The following is an 18,700-nucleotide window of genomic DNA, read 5'->3' on the forward strand; positions in this document are numbered from 1 at the left end:
GGCCCGGCCTGTCCGGGCCGTTCGCTTTAGCGGATCAGCGCCTTGATCCCGGCGACATGCGAAGCCCGCGCGCCCAGCGCATCGGCGGTCAGCGTCTCGACCGTCTCGTCCAGCGCCTCGCGCGGCACGATCCGGTCGATCAGGCCCCAGTTCAGCGCCTCTTCGGCCTCGATCTTCTGCCCCGCCATCAGGATCATCTTCGCCCGCGCAGGTCCCACCAGCGCGACCATGCGCGCCGGGTCCGAGGGCTGTGGCAGGAAACCGAGCTTCATGACTGGATAGAAGAACTTCGCGCCTGGCACGGCGATCCGCAGATCGCAGGCCAACGCCATTCCCATCGCGCCTCCGGCCAGCGTGCCATTGAGCGCCGCGATGGTCAGGCAGGGCAGCGATGCGATTGCGCCCGAAAGCCGCTCCCAGACCGGATCGGTCGCGAGCGTCCCGGATTTCGCCTCGTCCAGATCGGCGCCGGCGGAGAAGACCTTGCCATTCCCGCTGAGCACGAAAGCCCGCGCCTCTTCGCGCCCTGCACGTTCGGCCAGATCGGCGATCTCGCCCAGCATCGCGCCGGTCAGCGAATTGGCTTTTTCAGGCCGGTCTATGGTCACGCGCCACAGCCCGTTCTCGATCTCGTGGCGGATCATTCCCAGCCTCCTCACAACTCCCGTGAAACCCGTCTAGCAGCCCCGGGAAGGCTTGACCATCGGCCTGACCCAAAGGAGGATGGCGCGACTTGGTTCTCAGTGGAAAGGTACCCCTCTCATGGCATGGCTCAAAACCGTCGGTTCCGGCGCCGTTGTGGTTTCGCTGCTGTCCACCACAGCCTCTTTCGCGGATGTCACCGCGGAGCAGGTCTGGCAGGCGTGGCAATCCGAATACCAGACCTACGGCTATGAAGTGATGGCCGGGAGCCAGAACCGCGAGGGCGACACGCTCACCGTCTCCGACGTGAAGATGGTCCGCAATGTCGACAACATGAGCCTCACGCTCGACGTGCCCGAACTGAAGCTGCGCGATCTTGGCGACGGCACGGTGGAGACCGTCTTCCCCGAAACGATGACCGGCGACATGACCGGCAAGCCGGGCACCGACACCTCGGACATCGCCATGAAGATGACGATGACCCAGACCGACAGCAAAGTCATCGTATCCGGCTCGCCGGGCGACCTGACCTACGATATCGACGCGCCGAAGATGACGATGGATCTCGACCAGACCGTCACCGCCGAGGGGCAGGACGTGCCGGTCAAAATGTACTTCTCGCTGGAGAACACCAAGGGCAATTACCACGTGGTCGATGGCGATATGCATTCGGTCGACTCCAAGATGTCCATCGGAACGCTCGACCTGACCGCATCGGGTGCCGATCCCGAGGGCAGCGGCACGTTCAACATGAACGGCCAGATGAACGACCTCGCCTATGAAGGAACGTTCGCGATGCCCAAGGGCATCGACTCCGAGAAGCTCGACGAGGCGCTCAATGCCGGGGCTGACCTCAATCTTGCGATGACCTATGCCGGCTCGAACTGGACGGTGAGTGCCGACGGTCCCGACGGCAAGGTCGATCAGAAGTCCACCGATCAGGGCGGCAAGCTCGATATCGCGATGTCGAAGGACGGCCTGTCCTTCGGTGGCCAGAGCAATTCCAGCCATATCGAGATGACGACGCCCGAGCTGCCCTTCCCGATCACCGCGGATATCCAGTCGGCGGACATGAATTTCGCGATGCCGGTCGCGAAAGCCGACGAGGCGCAGGACTACAAGGCAAAGCTTGGCTTCAACGGCGTCACGGTCTCCGACAATATCTGGGCCATGTTTGATCCGAACGGCGATCTTCCGCATGACCCGGCAACGCTGCAGGTCGATCTCTCGGGCAAGATGAAGCTCTCCGAGGACCTGTTCAGCCCGGCCGCCGCTGCGATGGACTCGCCGCCGATGCAGGTCGACACGGTCGACATCAACAACATCAAGCTGTCGATGGTCGGCGCCGATCTGAACGGCAAAGGCGCGCTCGAGCTGAAGAATGGCGGGCCGATGCCGATGCCCACGGGCAAGATCGACCTGACGCTGACCGGAGCTAACGCGCTTATGGACAAGCTGGTTGCGATGGGGCTCGTGCCGCAGGATCAGATCATGTTCGGGCGGATGATGCTCGGCCTCTACGCCAAGCCCACGGGCGACGATGCCTACGAGTCGCAGGTCGAGTTCCAGGATGGCGGGGAAATCCTCGTCAACGGCCAACGCGTCCAGTAAAGACTGAAACCCACGGCGAGAAGCCGTCCGGGTCTCCGGGCGGCTTTCGTTTTTCTCACGAGGTGTAAATTGACCAAGCCCTCTCTCTCCGATCTGACCCAGTCGCTGCTCGAGGCTGCGAAGCGCGCAGGTGCGCCTGCCGCCGATGCCATTGCGGTCGATGGGCGCTCGGTTGCGATCGATGTCCGCGAAGGCCGTCTCGAACAGGCCGAGCGGTCGGAGGGCGTCGAGATCGGGCTGCGTGTCCTTCTCGGCGGCAAACAGGCCTGCGTGTCCGCCTCCGATATTTCCACCCGCACCTTCGAGGAAATGGCGCAGCGCGCGATCGCGATGGCCCGCGAAGCGCCGGAAGATCCGTTCATCGGGCTCGCCGATCCGTCGCAACTGACCGACCGCCGCGATGCGGACGGCATGGAACTGGCCGATCCGAGCGCCGAACCATCCGCCGAGGCGCTGCAAAGTGACGCGCTCGAGGCCGAGGCCGCGGCGCTTGGCGTCGAAGGCGTCACCCAGGTGCAATCCGCTTCCGCCGCCTATTCCTATCGGCGCGTCCATGTCGCGGCCTCCAACGGTTTCGCAGGCGGTTACGATCGCAGCTCGCGCGTCGTCTCGGCCGTCGCGATTTCCGGCGAGGGGCTGGGGATGGAGCGCGATTGGGCCGCCGAGAGCCGTATCTTCCAAGCCGATTTGCCCAGCGCGCAAGAAATCGGGCGTCTGGCGGGCGAACGCGCCGCCGCCCGCGCCAATCCGCGCCGCCCGAAAACCGGTGCCTATCCGGTGCTGATCGACGAGCGCGTCTCGGGCAGCCTGATCGGGCATCTGCTGTCGGCGGTGAACGGGCAGGCGATCTGCCGCGGCGCCTCGTGGCTGCGCGACGCGTTGGACGAGCAAGTTCTGCCCGAAGGGCTCTCGCTGATCGAGGAGCCGCATCGCAAGCGCGTTTCCGGCTCGCGCCCCTTCGACGCCGAGGGTCTGGCCACCGCGCGCCGCGCCATCGTCGAGAACGGTGTGCTGAAAAGCTGGACGCTCGACCTCGCCTGCGCGCGCAAGCTGGGGCTGCAATCGACCGCGAATGCCAGCCGCGGCACCTCTTCGCCGCCCTCGCCCGGCATCGGCAACGTGACGCTGACCCAAGGCGACAAGACGCGCGAGGAACTGATGGCCGAGATGGGCACCGGGCTTCTGGTGACCTCCTTCATCGGAGCCACGATCAATCCCAATACGGGCGATTATTCGCGCGGGGCTTCGGGTTATTGGGTGGAAAACGGCGAGCCGGTCTATCCGGTCAACGAATGCACAATCGCGGGCAACCTGCGCGATATGCTCCGCAGCATCCGGCCCGCGAATGACGCGCGGATGCATCTGAGCCATATCGTGCCCTCGCTTCTCCTCGAAGGAATGACGCTTGCCGGAGACTGATCTTCCCCTTCTGATCGAGACCGCGAAAGAGGCCGGTGCGCTTGCCCTGAAATACTGGAAAAAGGCGCCCGAAGCCTGGGACAAAGGCGACGGGGCCGGTCCGGTCTCGGAGGCCGATCTGGCGGTGAACGCGCTGCTGGAAGAGCGCCTGCGCGGCGCCCGGCCCGATTACGGCTGGCTGTCGGAGGAAAGCACGGACGATCCGGCGCGTCTCGAGGCACACTCGACCTTCATCGTCGATCCGATCGACGGCACGCGCGCCTTCCTTGCCCATGACGGCGGTTTCGCCCATGCGCTCGCTGTGGTGCGCGATGGCGCGGTCATTGCGGGCGTGGTCCATCTACCGGTTCACGATCTGACCTATTCCGCGACGATCGACGGTCCGGCCTGCCTGAACGGGGAGCCGCTGCGGCCCGGAACCCAAGAAGCGCTCACGGGCGCGACGGTTCTGACATCGAAACTCTCCGACAATCCGAGCTTCTGGCGGCACGCCCAGCCGGATTACCACCGCCATTTCCGCTCGTCGCTGGCGTGGCGGCTGTGTCTCGTGGCGGAAGGCCGGTTCGACGCGACGATCTCGCTGCGTCCGGCATGGGAATGGGACATCGCCGCGGCGAGCCTGATCGCGCAGCGCGCGGGGCTTCTGGCAACGGATCGCAACGGTCGCGCACTGCGGTTCAACCGGTCGCCGCCGCAATCGAGCGGGCTGGTCGTCGCCAACCCGACCCTGCATGAGAAATTCATCGAAAATCTGGCGTTCTGGCCGGATTAGGGTCTACCAACGCAGCACGCGCGTCCCGAGCAAAGCACCCACAAGCATCACTACGACGATCCCGGCCCCGTACCAGGTGACGTAGAAAAGCGGGCTGTCCTCGGTGCAGTGCAGGGCGTAAATCGCGGTGCCCATGCCTCCGGCAGCAAGCCCCGCCAGCGCACCGGCCTGTGCCGGACGCGTCACCGCCCCTTTGCGCAGGCTGACAAGGAGCGCGCCCAGCGCCGGGAGGGACAGCATCGGCACGGAGATCAGGCAGGGCAGGATCGTTTCGCCCTCGAAATCCGCCATGCGCTGGCCCTCGGGCGTGGTCAGGTAGGCATAGGCCAAAAGCGCCGCCCCGATCGCCGGGAAGATCCAGAGCCATCCCGTCGATACCTTCGCCGTGGGCCGCCCCAGGCGCACCGCCATCGGGGTCACAAGCACAGCCAGGACCAGCGGCAGGTAGAATTTCGGGGCGATTTCCGGCGTCATAAGGGTCTGTTTCAGCGGAAACCGCAGGCCATAGACCGAAATCACGAACAGCGCCGACAGCAGAAGCGCCGGCACAAGCCAGCGGCCAAGCACCTGCTTCGGGCGCGGATCGGGCAACGTGTCTTGTTGCAATACGGATATCAGGTCTTCGGTTTTCATATCTCGATCAGCCTCTCGCGAAGCGCGGCCAGTTTTTTCAACGAGCGATGCAGCATCACGCGCACCGCTCCCTCACTCATATCTAACGCATCGCCGGTTTCCGCGATGCTCTTCCCTTCGAGCCCGATAGCGCGCACCAACTGCGCGGCGCGGGGCTCGAGATGGGTCAAAAACGTCTCTATATCGGCCTTTTCCGTGGGATCGGCCTCTGGAGCGGCGGGCAGCATCTCGGCGAAGTCCTCCACCGGAAGATGGATACGCCGCCCGCGCTTACGAAACGCGTCGACCACCTTGTGCCGGGCGATCGCGTAGCACCACGGCGCCGCCGGTTCATCCTCGCGCCACGTGTGACGCTTCAGATGGATGGCGAGCAACACCTCCTGCACGACATCCTCGCAATCGGCTTCGGACAGCCCGGCTCCGCGTGCCCGCACAACCGACCGCAACACCGGGGTCACGGCCTGCAGGAACAGACCGTAGGCGCGCTTGTCGCCCGCATTCGCAGCCCGCAGGAGCTGCGACCAATCTGCCCGTCGATCATGCATCATCGCCATCCCTTCGTTCGCGATCATGCCTTCGTTACAGCCCGATAGAAAAACTTTTTTCGTTCACGCTGGCGTGATCTGCGTAACGCCAGCGTGACCTCTCGCGAAAGGTGATCAGGACCGCAACGGTCCCAACCAATCAGGGAGACTACCATGAAGACCGAAACCACCCTTGGCTTTGCAACTGCTCTGACCTGCGCGATGGGGCTGGCCAGCGCCGCCCATGCCGAAGATCAGGCGATGGAAAAATGCTACGGCGTCGCGATGGCCGGGCAGAACGATTGCGCCGCCGGGCCCGGCACCACCTGCGCCGGCACCGCGACGATGGATTATCAGGGCAACGCCTGGAAACTCGTCCCGGCGGGCACCTGCACCGAGATTGAGACGCCGCACGGCATGGGCTCGCTCGAACCCAAGGAGATGTGATCCCAAGCGGGGCGTGCGAGAGGCGCGCGCCCCGTTTTCTCACCGATGGAGGCTGCCATGACACTGCCACGCAAAGCGGGCCTCGGCTTCAAGCCAGAGCACTTTCCCGCCATAACAGAGACGAAACCGGATCTCGGTTTCTTCGAAATCCACGCGGAAAACTATATGGGCGCAGGCGGGATGCCGCATGCGATGCTGGAACGGTTGCGCGCGGATTATGCGCTTTCGGTGCATGGCGTGGGCCTCTCGATCGGCGGCCCCGATCCGCTGGATCGCGACCACCTCGCGCGGCTCAAGAAGCTCTGCGACCGATACGCCCCCGAGAGCTTCTCGGAGCACCTCGCCTGGGCAAGCCATGGCGGCGTCTGGATGCACGATCTGCTGCCCCTGCCCTACACGGCGGAAACACTGTCGCTGATCTGTGATCACGTCGATGAGGTGCAGGAGCATCTCGGCCGCCGGATGCTGCTGGAGAATCCGGCGACCTATGTGCTCTTCGACGATTCCGACATCCCCGAGACAGAGTTTCTGACCGAGATCAGCGCGCGGACCGGCTGCGGATTGCTGCTCGATGTGAACAATGTCTTCGTGTCCTGCGTGAACCACCGACAGGATCCGCGCGCCTATCTCGAGGCGTTCCCGCTGAACCGTGTCGGCGAGATCCATCTGGCTGGCCATGAAGAGGAAGAGCTGCCCTCCGGGCCCCTGCTGATCGACAGCCACGGGCGCGAAGTCGCGGAGCCGGTTTGGGCGCTTTACGCCGAAACAGTTTCTAAAACCGGGCCGCTTCCGAGCCTTATCGAATGGGACAATGACGTGCCGGACTTCGTCACCTTGATGGCCGAGGCCGAGCGCGCGTCGATGATCCTGTCGGGTGACCACCATGCCCTCGCATCGTGACTTCGCCCGCGGTTTCCGCGAGGGCCTGTCCGGCGGGCCCGCGCCGCAAAACGCGACCGCCCAAGATCCGGCCGAAATCGAGCGCCGCTTCGACGTTTATCGCAACAACGTGGCCCACGGGCTGACACAGGCCCTCGCGCGGCATTTCCCGGCGATCGAACGGCTTCTTGGCGCGGATTGCTTCAGGGGGCTCGCCCGGGCCTATATCGCCGAGCACCCGCCGCGCACGCCCGTCCTGACCGAATGGGGCGGCGCGTTTCCGGCCTATCTCGCCGATGAACCTTCGCTGCAATCGCTGAGCTATCTGCCCGACGTCGCCCGCATCGAATGGGCGCGCAGCCGGGCTTATCACGCCGCAGATTCAGAGCCTATTGCGCCGGAACGCCTGCAAGAGACAGCCACACGCGCGGGCACTGACCTGTGCCTCGATCTGCATCCGTCGGTGCAGGTTCTTCAGCTGCTGACGCCCGCCGGTTTGATCTGGACCTCGCAACAACCGGGCGGTCCCGCTCCACCGCGGGCGAAGGAATGGAGACCGGAGACGCTGCTGATTGCGCGGCGCGGGATTTCTCATGTGATCACCTCCGTCGTGCGTAGCTCGACCGGCCGCTTCGTCTCAGCCCTCTCCGCAGGCGAAACCGTCGCCCGCGCACAAGACCGCGCCGGAGCGGATTTTGATCTCAACGCAGCGCTTCTGCTGCTGGTGGAAAATGCGCTGATCGTCGGCGCGGGCATCGAAACAGGAGACGAGTCATGACCGATACGATCGAGGTGAAAACGCCAAAACAGGGTCTATTCCGGCTGTATCATAGGTTTTCCGATGTAGCCCAGCGCTTCCCGGAGGAGATTGTTCTGATCGGAGCGCGGCTCTTTCCGGCGATGGTGTTCTGGATGTCCGGCCGGACCAAGGTGGAGGGGTTCATGATCAAGGATTCCACCTTCACCCTCTTTCAATACGAATACGACCTGCCCGTCATTCCGCATGAATGGGCGGCGGTGCTTGCGACCTTCGCGGAGCATTTCTTCCCATTGCTGCTGATCTTCGGCCTTTGCAGCCGCCTCGCGGCACTGGCGCTTCTGGCGATGACGCTGGTGATCCAGATCTTCGTCTATCCCGGCGCGTGGGTCACGCATGGGCTTTGGGCCATCGCGCTTCTGACGGTTCTGATGAAGGGCCCCGGGCGGCTTTCTCTCGATAAGCTCATCGGATTGGAACGGTGAGCCTTGCTCTCCCCGCCTGCACGATTATGTGTGAGCGCAAAGGAGAGCCGATGCGCGAAAGCGATGATATCGAAGCCGCAATGGGCCGCGCCGAGAGCGACGGCCACGGCCACCTGCCCGACCCGGCGAATACGCGGCTTTTGCGCGATGCGCTCGCGCAATTCGCGACCGGCGTGACCGTGGTGACCGCTTGCGCGCATGAAGACGCGGCAGAGCCCGTCGGGATGACGGTGAACAGCTTCGCCTCGGTATCGCTCGATCCGGCGCTGATCCTATGGTCGGCGGCGCGTTCTTCGTTCCGACATGCGCATTTTACCGCGACACCCACTTTTGCCGTGCATGTGCTGCGCTACGATCAGGAGGCGCTGGCCAAGCGGTTCACCAAGCGCGGCGAAGGGTTCGACGGTCTGTCCTACCGGCTGAACGCGGCGGGCGTTCCGCTGATCGACGACACGCTCGCCCGGTTCGAATGCGTGACCGAGGCGCGCCACGACGGCGGCGATCACACGATCATCATCGGTCGCGTCACCCGCTTCGTGAAAGGCGCCGGGACGGACCCCCTGCTCTTCGCGGGTGGCCAGTTCGGGCGCTTCCTTCCCGATCAGCGCAACTGATTAAAGCTTCAACCGATCAGCGCAGCTGAGCGATCTGCCGCGCCAGCACCGTCACCGCCGCGCTGTTCGCTTTTGCGATGGCCTGCGGTTCCTGAGAACCGATCGGCACCGTGAAGTCGAACCGCCGCACCGTGTCTCCGCTGCGCTCATAGCCATTCGCCGAGACGAAATAGACGCCCGCAACATGCAGCAGCCCGTCGGCGCCCGGCAGCATCTGCTCGATCCGGACCTCGATCCTGCGGGAGGGCGGATCGGCGAGCGGCCACGGCTCGGAAATCACGGTGGCCCCAGAGAGGGACGAGATTTGCCGCGCCAACGCCAGCGTCACCGACCGCGCCGGATCATCCGCCCAGAGGTTGTCCGGGTTCGACCGCAGCGCCCCGTCCGCAGTTTGGAAGGCGATCTCCTGTCCGCCCGCATAATCCGGCAGCGATACCTCCCGCAGCTCGGCCCGGCCCAGCCGGTTCGGCAGCGCCTTCTCGGCGGTGGGCGGGTCGATTGGATAGCGCGCGATCTTCTCGGGATCGGAACAGGCCGCGAGGCCCAGGAGGCATAGCGGGATCAGGCTTAGAGCTTTCATCGTCATCTCCTGTCAGCGGCCCAGAATGAAGGACTGCGGATTGCGTTCGATCATACGCGCGAGCGAGCCGATATTCGAGATCGCCCGACGCAACTCGCGCAAGGTGCTAAGGGTTTCGTTCGAGAAGTTGGAGCCACGGCCATAGGTCGCGACCAGAGCCCCCGCCTGATCGACGAGCGATTGCAGCTTCTGCGTCAGTTCCGGCAGCTGATCCGAGGCTTTCGACACCGAATCCGCTGCGTTCTGCGCCGCATCGAGCGTCTGGTTCAGCTTGTCGGCCGCATTCGCTTCCTTCAGCTGGGTCAGGATCGCGGCGGTTTGCTCGAGCGTGTCGTTGAGCGATTGCGGCAGGTCCTGCGTGCCGGGCTTATTCAGAAGCTGGTCGATACTGGCGAGGATCGTGTCGAGTTTATCGCCCACATCTTTGAGCGGCATATCTGCGATGGCCGTCGCGGCGCGATCTGCGGAAGAGAGCGTCTCGTCGAGACCCGAGATTTCCTCGAGCACGGAGGACGCGGCCTCCGTCACACGGTCGAGTGCAGCCACGGTCTTATCCGCGGCATCCTTCTTGTTCAGCTCGGTCGTGAAGGTCTTGAGCTGCTCCAGCAGGCCGGACAACTCGCCCGGAACTTTCCGGGTTTCTTCACTCTCGGCCACGGCCGAAATCGAATCCAATGTGCGGATCGCGGAGCTCATCACCTCCTCGATCGGCAGCCCTTCGATCCGCTTGAAGACGCCCTGCGCCGATTTCGAGAGATCATTCTCGGCCGCAGGCGCGGTCGGGAGCGTCGGATAGGGTTTGGCGTCGAGATTCATCTCGGCGTCTGGCAGATCGGGCACATCGGTCAGTTCAATGACCGTCGTTCCGCCGAGAAGCCCGATATTCGCGATCCGCGCTCGCAGGCCGCTTTGAATCTCGCCCTGCAGGAACTGGGTCACGGCCTCTTCCCCGGCGTCGCGGGACAGACCGAGCCGGTCCGGCGACAGCGCGATCGTCAGCTGTTGCTGCGCATAGCTCTGGCCGGTGCTGTCCTTGCGGATCTTGATCGCAAGCCCGGTAACTTCGCCCGCCTCGACGCCCCGGAACTGCACTTTCGAGCCGACTTCGAGCCCTTGCACGGGGTCGTCGAAGAGCAGCGTGTATTTCGGCGGGTCGACCACGTCCGACTGGAAGACCGAGTTTTCCGCCGTGTCCTTGCCGTCGTAGAGACGGAAGGCGTGTTCATTCTCGACAATCCCGCCACCGCTGGTGAACGTGTCGAATTCCACCCCGCCCTGCACAAGCGTCGCGAGCGAGCGCACGTCGAGGCTGAGACCGGAGGTGTCGAATTTCACGGAGAAGCCCGAGGTGTCCCAGAACCGGGTCTGGGTCGTCAGCTGTTTATTATACGGGGCTTCGATGAACGCATCCACGATCACGCCGGACCCGTCATCGTCGAGCCGCAGGTTCTGCAGATGGCCCACCGTCAGCCCATGATAGAGCACCGGCGCCCCATCGACGATCCCGCCCGCATCCTTCGCGCGCAACTCAATGATGGTGCCCTTGGTCGGATCGGGGGAGATCGGCGGCTTATCGAGACCCTGGAACATGCTCTGCTGGCCGTTGGGCTTATTGTTCCAGAAGCCCTCGATATAGGTGCCCGACAGCACCGTCCCGAGGTTCTGGATGCCCCGCGCCGACACTTCGGGGCGCACCAGCCAGAATTTAGCCTCGGTATCGACGAAAGGCGCCACCTCGTTATAGATGCGCACGCCGAGCTGCACCTGCTCCAGATCGGGGGTGAAAGAGACGCTCTCGACCTTGCCGACATCGACATCGCGGAACTTGAGCGGCGTGCCGATCTCGACCCCGGTCGCATCCTTGAAGTTGATATGGATGAGCATTCCGCGATCCGAGACCGTCTTCCATGCGACGCCGAGCGTGATCAGCAAGGCGATCAACGGCACGATCCAGACGACGGAAAGCCGCGTCCAGATCGGGCGCGGAGCGTTGGAGGTTTCCAGCTCGGCCGGGCCGGTCTCGGGGGTGTCGTTCATGAACTCACTCTGTCAGGGCCGCGCCAGATGAGGCGCGGGTCGAAGCTTTGGGCGGATAGCATGGTGAATGCAACCGAGAGGGCAAAAGACGCGGCGGCAGGGCCGGGATGAATCGAGGCCACGAACCCAAGCTGCACCAGTGCGGAGAGGATCGCCACGACGAAGACGTCGATCATCGACCAGCGGCCGATGAATTCCACCACCTCGTAGAGATGCAGATGCGGAGGGCCGCCTTTGCGGCGCTCGTTTCCGACCGCGAGGGCGAGATAGGCGATGGCGATGAATTTCCCGATCGGGATCATCACCGAGGCGCCGAAGATGATCAGCGCCACGCCGTAATTGTGATGCCGCCACAACTCCATTGCGCCGCCGACGATGGTGTTTTTCTGCTCATGGCCCAGCGTCGCCGTGACCAGCATCGGGTAGAGATTGGCGGGAATGTAAAAGATCAGCCCCGCGATCCACCACGCCCAGACGCGCTGCAACCCGCTCTTGTCGACCTTGTGCAACGTCGCGCCGCAGCGTTCGCAATGCGCATGATCCGGGGTCCAGACCCGACCGCAGCGGGTGCAGCCGATCAATCCGGCATCGGTGGCGGTCAGCACATTCATTTTCGTTCGATCGCGTCCCATATCGTCCATTTGCTGACAAAGGAGTTCTTGAGCGCGATCACGATGATGAGAACGCAGAAAGCCCAGAAGGCGGGGCCGAGCGACACCTTGGCGAGACCCCCAAGTTTCACCAGCGCCACCGCCGTGCCGATGATGAAGATCTCCGCCATCGCCCAGGGCTGGCTTTCCTCGGCAAGGCGAAACATCGTCGCGGCATGTTTCCAGGCGGGTTTGCCATTGGCGAGCGGCCAGAGCGTGTAGATCAGCGCAGCAAACCGGAAGATCGGCAGCGCCACGATCATCGACAGCACGAAGAAGGCCAGAGGCGCGATCCATCCGTCGGAAAATGCCATCGCAACGCCGAAGATAGAGCTCTCATGGCTCAGCCCGCGAGTCGAAATCTCAAGGAAGGGGAAGAAGATCGCCCCGATCATCAGGATCATCCCGGTGAAGGAAAAGGCGATGACATGCAGAAAGGACCTCTCGCGCGGCGAGATCAGCACCGTTCCACAGCGAACACAGGTCGCCCGCTTGCCATCGGGCAGATGCGTCGCGCGATAGAGCGCGTCGCATTGCGGACAGGCAATCAGGTCGGCCGGGTCAACTGTCATTGTGTTCGGGTGCCCATTCATCTGCCAAATCTAGCGATTGGCCGCGCCACGACAAGGGAAGAGGCCGATGGCTCGCATTTTATCCGTCAATCGCCTGTTAACACGCACCTACTATACCGGACGCGGGTGAAAAGAGGTGGTGGAATGAGCAACCGCGAAAACGCGGCGCCAATCATCATCAAGCGTAAGAAGGTTGTCGCGGGCGACGGGCACCACGGTGGGGCGTGGAAAGTCGCCTATGCCGATTTCGTCACTGCGATGATGGCCTTCTTCATGCTGATGTGGTTGCTGAACGCGACAACCGAGAAACAACGCAAGGGTATCGCGGATTACTTCAATCCGACGATCCCGATCAACCGCATCTCCGGTGGCGGCGAAGGCGCTTTCGGCGGGGATTCCGTCTTCTCCGAAGATCAAATCGCACAGACCGGGACCGGTGCCGTCTCGCAACGCCCGACCGAAGAGCGTCAGGCCCGCGGCGAAAACTCCGCCGACGACACGCAGGACAGCGACACGGCCAGTTTGAAAGAGATGGCGCGCGCGATCGAGCAAGCTCTGATGGGCGTCGGCGGCGAGTCGATGGTCAGCGAGCAGCTCGCGCGTCATATCGTGACCCGCGTGACCGACGAGGGTCTGATCATCGAGATCTCCGACCTGCCCGACGCGCCGCTTTTCATCGGCGACACGGCCAAGCCGCAACCGGTTCTCCCCGATCTTGCGAAAATCCTGACGCGGGTCTTCTCGCTTGTCTCGAATAATGTCGCGATCAACGGCTACACGAGATCCTACCCGAAAATGCTGGCCCGTGACCCGGTCTGGGAGCTTTCCGCCGCACGCGCGCAAGCGATGCGGACATTGCTGGACGAGGCCGGCTTCCCCCCCGATCGGATGCAGCGCGTGAGCGGCTTCGCCGATCGCAAACCGAAGGTCGAGCGTGCGATGGACCTGCGCAACAACCGTCTGGAAGTGATCGTGCTGCGCAATGGCCGGTGAGGCGCGACTTAGCGAAGCGGTAACCACGGATCGAAAAAGGCAGACCTGTTAGGGCGATCTTAAACACCCGGGCGCAAAGGTAGGAAGAACTTCGGACGCAGCAGCAGAAAGGCGCATCCATGTCCATTTCTTCCTCGCTCAATGCGGGCGTGGCCGGCTTGGCCGCGAATGCCACACGTCTTGCCACGATCTCGGACAATATCGCGAATTCGAGTACATACGGCTACAAGCGCGCCGTCACCGAATTCGAAAGCATGGTGATCAATCAGGCCGCGAAGACTGGCTCCTATTCGGCTGGCGGTGTCCGTGCCTCCACGAGTCGCCTCATCGAAGAGAGAGGCTCGCTTGTCTCCACCTCGAACGCGCTCGACATCGCGGTTTCCGGACGCGGCATGCTGCCCGTCATGACGGCTGTGGCGCTTGATAATTCGACGGGCGACGAACCTTTGAAGATGACCACGACCGGCGCGTTTCGCACCGATGTAGATGGAACCTTGATGACCGAATCCGGGCTTGTTCTGCTCGGCTGGCCAGCCAGTGCCGATGGAACCATCCCGACCTTCGCGCGCGACACCATGTCCGGGATGGAACCGGTGGTGATCAACGCGAACCAAACGGCAGGCGACCCCACAACGACGCTTAATCTCGGGGTCAACCTACCCGCGACAGATACCGAAGCCGGGTCAGCCGGTGACACGCTGCCGCTTTCTGTCGAATATTTCGGAAATCTCGGAACATCCGAAACCCTGGACATCACGTTCCATCCCACGGTCCCGGCCAGCGGCGCATCGAACGAATGGGCAATGGTCATCCGCGACAGCGCTACGGTCGATGACCCGGGCACCCCCGCGACCGATGAAAGCGTCATCGGGCGCTATGTCCTAACTTTCGACGACAGCCGTAGCAGCGGCGGCACACTCGCCTCGGTCAATGTTATCGCAGGTGGTACCTACGATGCCTCGACCGGGACGCTCGATCTCTCCGTAGCTGGCGGTCCGCTGAGCGTCACCATCGGCAAGATCGGCGACACCAACGGATTGACGCAGCTTTCCGACAGTTTCTCCCCGACATCGATCACGAAGGATGGCTCGCCCGTCGGCAATCTCACGGCTGTCGAAATCGATGAGGATGGCTACATCAAAGCCACCTACGACACCGGCTTCATCCGCACGGTCTATCAGATCCCTCTCGTCGATGTCCCCAATCAGAACGGTCTGATCGCGCTCGACAATCAGATCTTCGAAGTTTCCTCGAACTCCGGCTCTTTCTTCCTGTGGAATGCCGGTGACGGTCCGACCGGGTCGATCGAAGGCTACGCTCGCGAAGGCTCGACGGTCGATGTTGCAGAGGAACTGACCAATCTCATCCAGACGCAGCGCGCCTACTCGTCCAACGCCAAGGTAATCCAGACGGTCGACGAGATGCTGCAGGAAACCACCAATATCAAACGCTGATCCTGATCGGATCGGCGACGGGAGGTCGCAATGGGAATCTCGCAAACGCTATCCAATGCCTTGTCGGGCCTCACCGCGGCCTCTCGCATGGCCGAGGTCGTCGCATCCAATACCGCGAACGCGCTCACCGACGGCTACGCCCGGCGCGAGATTTCACTCGGCGCGCAGGTCGTCGGCCAGCAAGGTGCGGGTGTTCGCGTGCTCAGCGTCGACCGCATCGTCAACGAAACCCTCCGCAGCGATCTCCGCCTCTCCGATGCTGCGGCCCAAAACGCATCGCTGCGCGGCGACTTTCTTTCAACCTTCGAAGCTCGCATCGGCACGCCGGAGGACGCGAGCTCCTTATCCTCCAAATTCGCAGAGTTCGAAGCCTCGCTCGTCGAAGCTGGTAGCCGCCCAGAAAGCGAAGCCCGCCTGTCCACAGTGCTGAGCGCCGCCCGCGAGGTCACCGGGCACCTGAATACGCTCTCCGCAGAATTGCAGGACAGCCGGATGGACGCAGACCGAAAAATCGCGACGCAGGTCGACGCCCTAAACAGCGCACTCGCGCAGGTCGATGAACTCAACGCAACGATCCTAGCCGGAAAGGCCACAGGCCATGACACCAATGCGCTCAAGGACCAACGTCAAACGCTGGTCGACCGGATTTCCAGCATCGTCCCAACCCGCCAAGTCGCGCGCGAAAACGATCAAATTGCACTCTTCACCACAGGCGGTGCCGTCCTTCTCGAAGGCAACCCAGTGGAAATCGGGTTCACGGCGCGCGGAATCATAACGCCGGACATGACCCACGACGGAGGGGTTCTCTCATGCCTGACGCTCAACGGAAACGCTGTCTCAAGTGACGATGACGGGTTCTTCGGCGGCGGAACGCTTGGCGCCCTCTTCGCCATCCGTGATACACTTGCTCCAAACCTGCAGGTTCAGATTGACGCACTCTCCCGCAACCTGATCGAGAGGGTTAGCGACCCGGCGGTCGACCCAACACTCGGTGGCGGCGCAGCCGGTCTCTTTACAGATGGCGGGGGCCCGCTCGATCCGCTCAACGAAACAGGCCTCGCCGGTCGGATCGTCATCAACCCGCTCGCGGACCCTGCACAAGGAGGCTCGCTCTCGCTGCTTCGTGACGGGTTCGGCGCATCTACCCCTGGCCCCGTGAGCAACGCAGAAAATCTTTTCTCACTCGCCTCAGCGTTAACAACCGCGTCCGCACCCGCGTCCGGAAATTTTGGCCCGTCGCTTCATTCAAGCGCAGAGCTTTTCGCAAGCTTCTTGTCCCAGGTCACGAGCGATCGTCAAAGCAACGAGGCGACTCAAACCTATGCGACGACCCGCTACGACACATTGAAAGAGCAAGCGCTCGCCGAGGGCGTCGATACTGATCATGAAATGCAGAAACTTCTGCAAATTGAAGAACTTTACAGCGCCAATGCACGCATCATCCAAACCGTCGATGCACTGATCAAACAGCTTCTGGAGATCTAAGATGAACTATCTCTATGTTGGGGACATGGCGCTGAATTTCCAGATGCGACGCCACAATGCAGCGCTGGATACGAAATTGGCGACCCTTACCCAAGAAGTGACGTCTGGCATAAAATCCGATCTCGGCGCCGCCCTATCCGGCGACTTCGGCGCGCTCTCCGCAATCGATCGGAGCCTGAGATTGTTCGACGCATTCGACCTCGCCACTACCGAGGCGAGCCAATATGCAGACGCGATGCAACGCAGCCTCGCGCGGATCGGCAACCTGGACGACGGCATCAGTACGGCCCTCATGTCCGCGGCGACCACCTCCAGCAAGATCATGATCGACGCGACCGTCGCGTCGACAGCCGAAAAGTTCGACGCGCTGATCGCAACGCTCAACACGAATTCTGTCGGACGCTACATATTTGCGGGCGATCAAGGAGACACGACCCCGCTACCCGATGCCGAAACGATTATCACGTCCCTGTCTGCGGAGATTTCAGGGGCGACGAATGCGACGGATGTACTCGCGACCCTCGATACGTGGTTCGCCGACCCAAGCGGTTTCAGCGCAACCTCCTATCAAGGTGGCGAAGCTAGGGGCAAATTCTACATCGCAGAGGGCGAAACCGCCGCGATCAATGTCACCGCAAATGACCCACGCGTCAAAGATGCGATCAAGGGCTACGCCATAGGCACGCTTTTGGACCGAGGTTTGTTCGACGGTGACCTGGCCCAGCGAAGTGCGCTTGCGAAGGAAGCGGGCGAGAGAATTCACTCGGGATCTCTCGCAACTGTCGAACTCGCCGCGGAAGTCGGTTCGTTCGAAGGCAAAGTCGCCTCAGCAGCCACGCGAAACGATACTGAACGCGCCAGCCTTGAAATTGCACGGACGAAACTCATCGGCGCCGACCCGTACGCCTCGGCAACCGCGCTCGAAGCGGTACGCTCCCAGATCGAGACGCTCTATCTTCTGACAAGTCGGCTCTCTAACCTCTCGATGACGGATTACATGTGATGTGGCGCTGGTTGCTAGTTGCCCTCGTTTTCCTTCCGCAGATCGCTCTTTGCGCCCCGATCCGCATTAAGGATCTGGTCGAATTCGACGGAGTGCGCGGGAATGATCTCGTCGGCTATGGTCTGGTCGTTGGATTGAACGGCACGGGTGACGGGTTGCGCAACGCTCCCTTTACCGAAGAGATCATGTCGAACATGCTCGAACGGCTCGGCGTTAACGTTACCGGGGAACAGTTTCGACCGAAGAACGTCGCCGCCGTGATGATCACGGCGAGCCTGCCACCCTTCGCGCGCGCGGGAAGCCAAATCGACATCACAGTCTCCGCGATTGGTGACGCCAAGAGCCTTCTTGGCGGCACCCTCGTGATGACCCCTTTGAAAGCGGCAGATGGCGAAATCTATGCGGTCGCGCAGGGAGCGATCATTGCCGGCGGCGCTGTGGCACAAGGTAACGCCGCTTCGGTGACTCAAGGCGTACCAACCTCAGGAAACATTCCATCCGGCGCGCGCGTCGAGCGCGAAATCGCCTTCGAGATTAACGACCTCAATACGGTGCGCCTCGCGCTGCGCACGCCCGACTTCACCACTGCAAGCCGAATTGAAACCGCCATTAACCGCGAATACGGCCGGCGCGTCGCAGAAATGCTCGACGGCGGCACTGTCGCTTTGAACATTCGCGAGACCCGCGCGCGCTCGGTCGCGCATGCGATCGGCCGGGTAGAGAATCTCAGTGTCGAACCGGAACAGCGCGCCCGGGTCGTGGTCGACCAGCGTTCGGGTACGATCGTCATGGGGGAAAACGTGCGGATTTCGCGCGTTGCCATCAGCCAGGGGAACCTGACCCTCAAAGTGGAGGAAAGCCCCCTCGTGGTGCAACCCAACCCGTTTTCGCAAGGAGATACGGTTGTCGTCCCCAGATCGCAGGCGACTCTCACAGAAGAGCCAGGCATTCGCATGGCCGAAGTCCCACAGGGCAGCTCGCTATCGGAATTGGTCGCGGGGCTCAACGCGCTCGGCGTTAGCCCGCGCGACATGATCGACATCCTCAAGAGCATCAATGCCGCGGGCGCGTTGCATGCAGAATTTGTCGTGAATTGACCTGAAGCCTCGAGAACGACTGCCCTGAAACAAGCGAAGCGGAACC

General features: G+C 62.6%; 20 protein-coding genes. 13 read left to right on the forward strand and 7 right to left on the reverse strand.

From position 1 onward, the window contains the following. Nucleotides 1-26: 26 nt before the first annotated feature. Nucleotides 27-644, reverse strand: coding sequence for an enoyl-CoA hydratase/isomerase family protein (locus BMI86_RS11030; RefSeq protein WP_078541460.1), 618 nt, complete (start codon nt 642-644; stop codon nt 27-29). 118 nt (nt 645-762) lie between these two features. Here BMI86_RS11030 and BMI86_RS11035 point away from each other — a divergent pair, with 118 nt between their 5' ends. The 3 genes from BMI86_RS11035 to BMI86_RS11045 all read left to right on the forward strand — a co-directional run bounded on the left by BMI86_RS11035 (nt 763) and on the right by BMI86_RS11045 (nt 4,444). After that, the gene (locus tag BMI86_RS11035) at nt 763-2,253 is read left to right on the forward strand and encodes a DUF2125 domain-containing protein (protein WP_168173846.1); all 1,491 of its coding nucleotides are present in this window, start codon (nt 763-765) and stop codon (nt 2,251-2,253) included. 69 nt (nt 2,254-2,322) lie between these two features. After that, complete coding sequence (locus BMI86_RS11040) at nt 2,323-3,672, forward strand: metallopeptidase TldD-related protein (protein ID WP_078541462.1); 1,350 nt, start codon at nt 2,323-2,325, stop codon at nt 3,670-3,672. Then, nucleotides 3,659-4,444 (forward strand): 3'(2'),5'-bisphosphate nucleotidase CysQ, encoded by a 786-nt coding sequence (locus tag BMI86_RS11045; protein WP_078541463.1) that lies wholly within the window; start codon nt 3,659-3,661, stop codon nt 4,442-4,444. The genes BMI86_RS11040 and BMI86_RS11045 overlap by 14 nt, the downstream gene beginning before the upstream one ends. Before the next feature lie 3 nt (nt 4,445-4,447). Here BMI86_RS11045 and BMI86_RS11050 read toward each other — a convergent pair whose 3' ends face one another. Both BMI86_RS11050 and BMI86_RS11055 read right to left on the reverse strand, forming a co-directional pair. Then, nucleotides 4,448-5,077 (reverse strand): DUF1109 domain-containing protein, encoded by a 630-nt coding sequence (locus tag BMI86_RS11050; RefSeq protein WP_078541464.1) that lies wholly within the window; start codon nt 5,075-5,077, stop codon nt 4,448-4,450. Further along, nucleotides 5,074-5,649 carry a sigma-70 family RNA polymerase sigma factor gene (locus BMI86_RS11055; protein WP_232621676.1) on the reverse strand — a complete coding sequence of 192 codons (576 nt, stop codon included), beginning with the start codon at nt 5,647-5,649 and terminating at the stop codon, nt 5,074-5,076. Before BMI86_RS11055 ends, BMI86_RS11050 begins: the two co-directional genes overlap by 4 nt. Before the next feature lie 126 nt (nt 5,650-5,775). On the opposite strand from BMI86_RS11055, the gene BMI86_RS11060 reads away from it, so the two are divergent. From BMI86_RS11060 to BMI86_RS11080, 5 genes are all read left to right on the forward strand, one after another. Next, complete coding sequence (locus BMI86_RS11060; protein WP_078522705.1) at nt 5,776-6,048, forward strand: DUF2282 domain-containing protein; 273 nt, start codon at nt 5,776-5,778, stop codon at nt 6,046-6,048. A gap of 57 nt (nt 6,049-6,105) precedes the next feature. Further along, the gene (locus tag BMI86_RS11065) at nt 6,106-6,948 is read left to right on the forward strand and encodes a DUF692 domain-containing protein (RefSeq protein ID WP_143594773.1); all 843 of its coding nucleotides are present in this window, start codon (nt 6,106-6,108) and stop codon (nt 6,946-6,948) included. After that, nucleotides 6,932-7,705 (forward strand): DNA-binding domain-containing protein, encoded by a 774-nt coding sequence (locus tag BMI86_RS11070; protein WP_078541466.1) that lies wholly within the window; start codon nt 6,932-6,934, stop codon nt 7,703-7,705. The genes BMI86_RS11065 and BMI86_RS11070 overlap by 17 nt, the downstream gene beginning before the upstream one ends. Then, nucleotides 7,702-8,169, forward strand: a complete 468-nt coding sequence (locus BMI86_RS11075; protein WP_078541467.1) for a DoxX family protein — start codon at nt 7,702-7,704, stop codon at nt 8,167-8,169. Before BMI86_RS11070 ends, BMI86_RS11075 begins: the two co-directional genes overlap by 4 nt. A gap of 80 nt (nt 8,170-8,249) precedes the next feature. After that, the gene (locus BMI86_RS11080) at nt 8,250-8,783 is read left to right on the forward strand and encodes a flavin reductase family protein (protein ID WP_078541747.1); all 534 of its coding nucleotides are present in this window, start codon (nt 8,250-8,252) and stop codon (nt 8,781-8,783) included. Nucleotides 8,784-8,799: 16 nt separating this feature from the next. Here the strand turns inward: BMI86_RS11080 and BMI86_RS11085 are convergent, their stop codons facing one another. The 4 genes from BMI86_RS11085 to BMI86_RS11100 are packed head-to-tail and all read right to left on the reverse strand — an operon-like array spanning nt 8,800 to nt 12,622. Then, nucleotides 8,800-9,363 carry a PqiC family protein gene (locus tag BMI86_RS11085; protein WP_168173847.1) on the reverse strand — a complete coding sequence of 188 codons (564 nt, stop codon included), beginning with the start codon at nt 9,361-9,363 and terminating at the stop codon, nt 8,800-8,802. A 12-nt stretch (nt 9,364-9,375) separates the two neighbouring features. Continuing rightward, complete coding sequence (locus BMI86_RS11090) at nt 9,376-11,400, reverse strand: MlaD family protein (protein WP_078541469.1); 2,025 nt, start codon at nt 11,398-11,400, stop codon at nt 9,376-9,378. Then, on the reverse strand, nt 11,397-12,011 hold the full coding sequence (locus BMI86_RS11095; protein ID WP_244176661.1) for a paraquat-inducible protein A: 615 nt from the start codon (nt 12,009-12,011) through the stop codon (nt 11,397-11,399). Before BMI86_RS11095 ends, BMI86_RS11090 begins: the two co-directional genes overlap by 4 nt. Beyond that, nucleotides 12,008-12,622, reverse strand: a complete 615-nt coding sequence (locus tag BMI86_RS11100; protein WP_244176662.1) for a paraquat-inducible protein A — start codon at nt 12,620-12,622, stop codon at nt 12,008-12,010. Before BMI86_RS11100 ends, BMI86_RS11095 begins: the two co-directional genes overlap by 4 nt. Before the next feature lie 144 nt (nt 12,623-12,766). Between BMI86_RS11100 and BMI86_RS11105 the strand changes: the two genes are divergently transcribed. The 5 genes from BMI86_RS11105 (at nt 12,767) to BMI86_RS11125 (ending at nt 18,654) form a co-directional block, all read left to right on the forward strand. Beyond that, nucleotides 12,767-13,615 carry a flagellar motor protein MotB gene (locus BMI86_RS11105; protein WP_078541471.1) on the forward strand — a complete coding sequence of 283 codons (849 nt, stop codon included), beginning with the start codon at nt 12,767-12,769 and terminating at the stop codon, nt 13,613-13,615. A 119-nt stretch (nt 13,616-13,734) separates the two neighbouring features. Continuing rightward, nucleotides 13,735-15,069, forward strand: a complete 1,335-nt coding sequence (locus tag BMI86_RS11110) for a flagellar hook-basal body complex protein (protein ID WP_078541472.1) — start codon at nt 13,735-13,737, stop codon at nt 15,067-15,069. A 30-nt stretch (nt 15,070-15,099) separates the two neighbouring features. Next, on the forward strand, nt 15,100-16,554 hold the full coding sequence (gene flgK, locus BMI86_RS11115) for a flagellar hook-associated protein FlgK (RefSeq protein ID WP_078541473.1): 1,455 nt from the start codon (nt 15,100-15,102) through the stop codon (nt 16,552-16,554). A gap of 1 nt (nt 16,555) precedes the next feature. Continuing rightward, a complete protein-coding gene (locus BMI86_RS11120) occupies nt 16,556-17,557 on the forward strand; it encodes a flagellin (protein ID WP_078541474.1) in 1,002 nt (333 codons plus the stop codon). Then, nucleotides 17,557-18,654, forward strand: a complete 1,098-nt coding sequence (locus BMI86_RS11125) for a flagellar basal body P-ring protein FlgI (protein ID WP_078541475.1) — start codon at nt 17,557-17,559, stop codon at nt 18,652-18,654. Before BMI86_RS11120 ends, BMI86_RS11125 begins: the two co-directional genes overlap by 1 nt. Nucleotides 18,655-18,700 lie beyond the last annotated feature (46 nt).

It is taken from the genome of Thioclava sp. DLFJ5-1 (genome assembly GCF_002020115.1).
GTDB lineage: Bacteria > Pseudomonadota > Alphaproteobacteria > Rhodobacterales > Rhodobacteraceae > Thioclava > Thioclava sediminum.

Excerpts from the sequence above, each read along its gene's own strand:
- BMI86_RS11050 (WP_078541464.1), bottom strand. The coding sequence starts at position 5,077 with ATGAAAACCGAAGACCTGATATCCGTATTGCAACAAGACACGTTGCCC.
- BMI86_RS11065 (WP_143594773.1), top strand. The coding sequence starts at position 6,106 with ATGACACTGCCACGCAAAGCGGGCCTCGGCTTCAAGCCAGAGCACTTT.
- BMI86_RS11055 (WP_232621676.1), bottom strand. The coding sequence starts at position 5,649 with ATGATCGCGAACGAAGGGATGGCGATGATGCATGATCGACGGGCAGAT.
- flgK (WP_078541473.1), top strand. The coding sequence starts at position 15,100 with ATGGGAATCTCGCAAACGCTATCCAATGCCTTGTCGGGCCTCACCGCG.
- BMI86_RS11090 (WP_078541469.1), bottom strand. The coding sequence starts at position 11,400 with ATGAACGACACCCCCGAGACCGGCCCGGCCGAGCTGGAAACCTCCAAC.
- BMI86_RS11095 (WP_244176661.1), bottom strand. The coding sequence starts at position 12,011 with ATGAATGTGCTGACCGCCACCGATGCCGGATTGATCGGCTGCACCCGC.
- BMI86_RS11100 (WP_244176662.1), bottom strand. The coding sequence starts at position 12,622 with ATGACAGTTGACCCGGCCGACCTGATTGCCTGTCCGCAATGCGACGCG.
- BMI86_RS11080 (WP_078541747.1), top strand. The coding sequence starts at position 8,250 with ATGGGCCGCGCCGAGAGCGACGGCCACGGCCACCTGCCCGACCCGGCG.
- BMI86_RS11060 (WP_078522705.1), top strand. The coding sequence starts at position 5,776 with ATGAAGACCGAAACCACCCTTGGCTTTGCAACTGCTCTGACCTGCGCG.
- BMI86_RS11105 (WP_078541471.1), top strand. The coding sequence starts at position 12,767 with ATGAGCAACCGCGAAAACGCGGCGCCAATCATCATCAAGCGTAAGAAG.
- BMI86_RS11030 (WP_078541460.1), bottom strand. The coding sequence starts at position 644 with ATGATCCGCCACGAGATCGAGAACGGGCTGTGGCGCGTGACCATAGAC.
- BMI86_RS11120 (WP_078541474.1), top strand. The coding sequence starts at position 16,556 with ATGAACTATCTCTATGTTGGGGACATGGCGCTGAATTTCCAGATGCGA.
- BMI86_RS11035 (WP_168173846.1), top strand. The coding sequence starts at position 763 with ATGGCATGGCTCAAAACCGTCGGTTCCGGCGCCGTTGTGGTTTCGCTG.
- BMI86_RS11125 (WP_078541475.1), top strand. The coding sequence starts at position 17,557 with ATGTGGCGCTGGTTGCTAGTTGCCCTCGTTTTCCTTCCGCAGATCGCT.
- BMI86_RS11110 (WP_078541472.1), top strand. The coding sequence starts at position 13,735 with ATGTCCATTTCTTCCTCGCTCAATGCGGGCGTGGCCGGCTTGGCCGCG.
- BMI86_RS11085 (WP_168173847.1), bottom strand. The coding sequence starts at position 9,363 with ATGAAAGCTCTAAGCCTGATCCCGCTATGCCTCCTGGGCCTCGCGGCC.
- BMI86_RS11070 (WP_078541466.1), top strand. The coding sequence starts at position 6,932 with ATGCCCTCGCATCGTGACTTCGCCCGCGGTTTCCGCGAGGGCCTGTCC.
- BMI86_RS11075 (WP_078541467.1), top strand. The coding sequence starts at position 7,702 with ATGACCGATACGATCGAGGTGAAAACGCCAAAACAGGGTCTATTCCGG.